Source organism: Bartonella sp. AA78NXGY, from assembly GCF_042197005.1.
Lineage (GTDB): Bacteria > Pseudomonadota > Alphaproteobacteria > Rhizobiales > Rhizobiaceae > Bartonella.
This window is the reverse complement of the sequence record NZ_JBHIRI010000038.1, coordinates 1-5444: the sequence shown is the minus strand read 5'-3', so window position 1 is coordinate 5444 and position 5444 is coordinate 1. Positions and strand designations below refer to the sequence as shown.

2 pseudogenes are annotated in these 5444 nt (G+C 37.6%); both read left to right on the top strand.

The features are described from left to right. Positions 1–286, top strand: a pseudogene (locus tag ACFINL_RS09295) (hypothetical protein); the annotation flags it as partial. A 585-nt stretch (positions 287–871) separates the two neighbouring features. Next, a pseudogene (locus ACFINL_RS09290) lies at positions 872–5444 on the top strand (DEAD/DEAH box helicase); the annotation flags it as partial.

Below are 5444 nucleotides of genomic sequence, written 5' to 3'. Positions count from 1 at the left end.
TCATGCCAAACGTCTTTATGCGGCGCATGATACATTAGCAACAGAAAGTGCAAACTTGCTTGTCAAGCGCTGTGATTATTTACCTAATGTTTTTACTGCACGGGATGTTTATAAACGTGATTGGAAATGTTTAAAAGACAATGAAGCTGTGAAGCAAGCTTTAGAGCTTTTATGCCGTTGCAATTATATTCGTGAAATCTCTGGAGACAATAACTCCCAAGGCGGTCGACCTACCATACGCTATGAATGGCACCCCTTAGTGAAAAGTCATAAAACATTTCAATGAATGAATTTTAAATTCCAATAAAACATATAACTTATGTATTCATAAAATGAAACCTTCAAAACATTTCCCATCTATTGGTTTTGGAGGTTTTGGGGGTTTTGGAGGTGCTTTTTATTCCCCTCTTTATATATTTTAAAAATCAAAATAAAAGTCATTATATTTCAATATGTTAATTTTTATCAACTTTTCAAAAAACAATCTATATCAACATTACAACCTGTAAATTCAACTTATAGCATAGGTTTTGTAGGGGTTTTGGGGGTATAGGGGGGGTATATGCTTTTTATCTTTCTTACAAAGCAAGCAATAAAAGCCTATCAAAACATACATTCTGATATCTTAAAAGCACATATCAAATTTGTCTTTTTTCCATAAAACGAACAGCAAATTTCACTATTTTGCTGATCTTACCTCATGTCATAGGCTGTGGATAAGTAGCCTTTAATAAAATTTCTTTTTAAGCAGGTTGTGGGTCTTTTTTTATTTTATTATTGCTATTTGTTTTAAATAGATCTAGCGGATTCTATTTAAAGTTTTTTGACATCGATAGATCAACGCTTATAAAGCGGTGGGGTTTTATTATAAATGCTTCAATCTCATAACAAACCACTGACATTACGCTCTCTGTTACAATCCTACCGTGATCATACAGAAAGTGCGCGCGATAGAGGAACTTCTTTTGAAAAGTTTGTAATTGCTTATTTGACGCAAGACCCTCTACAATGCCAAGAATATGAAAAGGTTCAAACCTATTGTGAATGGGCAAAAGAGCATGGGGAAGATGGGCGTGATATCGGCATTGATCTGGTTGCTAAAATTCGTGATGAAGAAGGATATGCCGCTATTCAATGTAAGTTTTATAGTGCAAATCATCAGATCAAGAAAGAAGATATTGATAGCTTTATTGCTGCCTCGGGAAAAAAGATCTTCACACGCCGTATTCTGGTTGATAGCACCGAAGGTAATTGGAGTAACAATGCCGATCTCACCTGTGAAGGACAAGGAGTCCGCATTCAACGGATTAATCTTTTTGATCTGGAAAACAGTCAAATAGATTGGTCAACCTTTGAAAGCAAAGGGGAAGCTACTCTTAAGAAAAAAGAACCAAAAAAGCTTTTAGATCATCAACAAGAAGCGCTTAAAGCTGTTTGTGACGGTTTACAAGAAGCAGACCGCGGCAAGCTGATTATGGCGTGTGGAACGGGAAAGACCTTTACCAGTCTGAAGATAGCAGAAGCTCTTGCTGGTCAAGGTAAACATGTTTTATTCCTTGTCCCCTCTCTTTCTTTAATGTCACAAACAATAAGAGAATGGACAGCAGATACAGCAATACCCTTGCGTTCCTTTGCGGTGTGTTCTGATACACAAGTTGGCAAGCGTCGTAAAGCCCAAGATGATGCTGCCGAACTCGATGTCTCGGATCTCGCTCTACCAGCAACAACAGATTCTCAAAAGCTTGGAGAAAAAGCCAATAAGACTTCTCCTGATGCCATGACAGTGGTCTTTGCTACCTACCATTCGATCCAAGTGATTTCGGATGCGCAAAAGAAATATGCTTTACCGGAATTTGATCTGATCATTTGTGATGAAGCACACCGTACCACTGGAGCTGTATTAGGAACAGACAAGAGTGAATCTGAGTTTATCAAGGTTCATAATAATAGCCTTATTCGGGGCAAGAAACGTCTGTATATGACAGCAACACCTCGTATCTTTAGTGATAATGCCAAAAAACAAGCTAATGAGATTGATGCCGTTCTGGCTTCTATGGATGATGAAGAGCTTTATGGAAAAATCCTTTATTCTTATAGTTTCTCCCATGCTGTAAAAAATGGACTTTTAACGCCTTACAAGATTATCGTTTTAGGTGTTGATGAAGGAGAAGTGAGTAAATCTATCCAGCATCTGATGACAGATGAGAATTATGAACTTATTCTTGATGATAGAACAAAGATCATGGGTTGTTATCAAGCTCTTACCAAAATGGATCTGAAAATTGATCTTGGGGATGATACAAGACCCATGCATCGGGCTTTGGCTTTTTGTAGAGATATTGATACTTCTGAACGCATATGTAGAACATTCAACGATGAAGAAGTTAAGAAAGATTTACGTAATCTTCATGAAAACCATAAAAATATTCCCCCTCTTAACTGTCAAGTAGATCATATTAATGGAAAATCTGGTGCCAAAAACCGTACGATAAAACTTGATTGGTTGAAAGAAGATGCGGGTGAGAATGTCTGCCGTATATTAACCAATGTACGCTGCCTTTCAGAAGGTGTTGATGTTCCTTCCCTTGATGCGGTTATGTTTTTACACCCGCGTAAAAGCCAAGTGGATGTGATACAAGCAGTGGGACGTGTGATGCGTCGTGCAAAAGGCAAAAAGATGGGCTATATCATTTTGCCGGTTGGTGTTCCTGCTGGTGTTTCACCAGAAGAGGCATTAAAAAACAATAAGAGATACAGTGTTGTCTGGCAAGTTCTCAATGCTTTGCTTGCCCATGATGAGAATTTTAGTAAAACCCTTAACCAGATGGTCTTAGGACAAGACGTAAGCTCTATCATCGACATTGTTACAGTTTCTAAAAAGACCGAATTAGAGAATGTCACCACGGTTATTGACGAAATCCCGCTCCACGAAAAATCAGAAAAATCCGGACTTTGTATTGGGACACAAGCTCATGAACCGCACCAAACATATGAAGGACAAGGAAGATTGCCCTTTTTTGTTGAGTTTCCCAATGCTCTCAAAACACTGATTGTTAAAAAATCTACTATGAGTGATTATTGGGGCATTTGGGCTGGCAATGTTGCTGAGATTGCACAAAACCATATCACACGCCTTCAAACTATGCTTTCTGATCAAACAAGCGAAGCTTATCATGCCTTTGATGCGTTTTATAAAGAATTAAAAAACAACTTAAACAGTGAGATAAAGCAAGAAGAAGCGATTGAGATGTTAGCGCAACATCTTGTGACGCGTCCCGTGTTTGAAGCCTTGTTTGAAGGCAATGAATTTGTACAAAATAATGCCATTTCGCAAGCAATGGAAAAAATCTTAACAGAACTCGATAAAACCAATATTGAGGAAGAATCCAAAGAATTACAAGAGTTTTATGACAGCGTAAAGTTCCGTGCCTCTGGCATTACCGAACCACAGGCAAGACAAAATCTTATTATCAAACTTTACGAAGATTTTTTTACCAAAGCTTTTAAGAAGACAACGGATAGGCTTGGCATTGTTTATACCCCCGTTGAGGTTGTCGATTTTATCATTCATTCTGTTGATGATGTGTTGCGTAATGAGTTTGGAAAAAGCTTGGGGTCACGTGGAGTTTCTATTCTTGACCCTTTCACTGGAACGGGTACCTTTATCACAAGGCTTTTACAATCAAATCTCATAAAACCAGAGGATATGGAATATAAGTTCCGTCATGATATCCATGCCAATGAGATTGTTTTACTGGCTTATTACATAGCAGCCATTAACATTGAATCGACTTATCATAGTTTGAAGAAAGGAGAGTATATTCCTTTCAAACATATTGGTTTAACCGATACATTCCGGATGCTGGAAAAACAAGATTTGATGAAAGGTTTATTAGAGGAAAACAGTGAATATTTAGAACTTCAGAAAAACCTCAATATTGAAGTTATCTTCGGCAATCCTCCTTATTCCGTGGGGCAAAAGAGCGAAAACGATAATGCAAAGAATACTTCTTATCCTATTTTAGATAAACGGATCAGTGAAACTTATGCTGCTCAATCGAAAGTAACGAATATACGAGCACTTTATGACAGTTATATCCGTGCTATCCGCTGGGCAAGTGACCGTATAAAAGACCATGGTATTATTGGTTTTGTCACAAACGCAAGCTTTGTTAGTGGGCACTCTATGGATAGTTTACGAAAATGCCTCGTTGAGGAATTTAGCAGCCTTTATATTTTCCATTTACGGGGAAATGCTCGGACTTCTGGAGAACAACGTAAGAAAGAAAGTGGTGGAATTTTTGGTGAAGGATCTCGTGCTCCCATAGCTATCTCTATTCTCGTAAAAAATCCAAATGCACAACAGCGTGGTAAGATATATTTTCGTGATATTGGAGACTATCTCACGAGGCAAGAAAAGCTTACAATGATTGAATCCCTTGAAAGCATTGATGGTATTACACGGAGTAAACAAGGTTGGCAAATAATTACACCGGATAAGCATGGGGATTGGATAAAGCAACGTGATGACAGTTTTAAAAAATTTTTAGCTATAGGTGTTAAAAAAGGACATGATAAAAAGCTCTTTAAAATTTATTCCTGTGGTCTAAAAACAAACCGTGATGCTTGGGCATATAACTCAAGCTATAAGATTTTAGAAAATAATATGATAATATGATTACTTTCTATAATAGCGAAGTAGAACGTTTTAATGATGCCTATCCACATGCTGATCATAAAATACGTGCAAATGCTGTAAACAATTTCATCAATGCAGATGAGAGCAAGATTAGCTGGAGCCATAATGTTAAACAAGAATTGGTAAGAGGAAAAATTCTTAAATTCGAAGATGCATGCCTCACGCAAAGTTTATATCGCCCTTTTACACGACAGTGGCTTTATTATAATCGTACTTTCAATGAGAGAGTTTACCAAACGCCGCGTATATTCCCAATGGAGAAAGCGGTTGAAAATAAAATCATACAAGTTACAGGCATAGGAGCAATGGTTGGCTTTTCTGCACTTATGACTAAGAATTTGCCTGATTTAGGTGTGATGAATGCTAGTCAATGCTTTCCACGATATTTCTATGAAGATGCTCCGGTTTCAAGAGACAAAAATGAAAAACAATCTCATTTATTTGCGAATTCTACAGAAGAAAGTAAAACAGTTGGTTTACAGAGGCGTGATGCCATTACTGATGAAGGATTAGCCCATTTTCAAGCGGCTTATCCGAATGAAAAAATCACTAAAGATAATTTGTTCTATTACGTCTACGGATTGTTACATTCGGAAGATTATCGTGCTCGTTATGCTGATAACCTCTCTAAAGAATTGCCTCGCATCCCTTGTGTAAAAAGCGCTGAAGATTTTTGGAAGTTTGTAACAGCTGGGCGTGAACTCGGTCATTTGCACGTAAACTATGAAGATGTAGAGCCTTATCC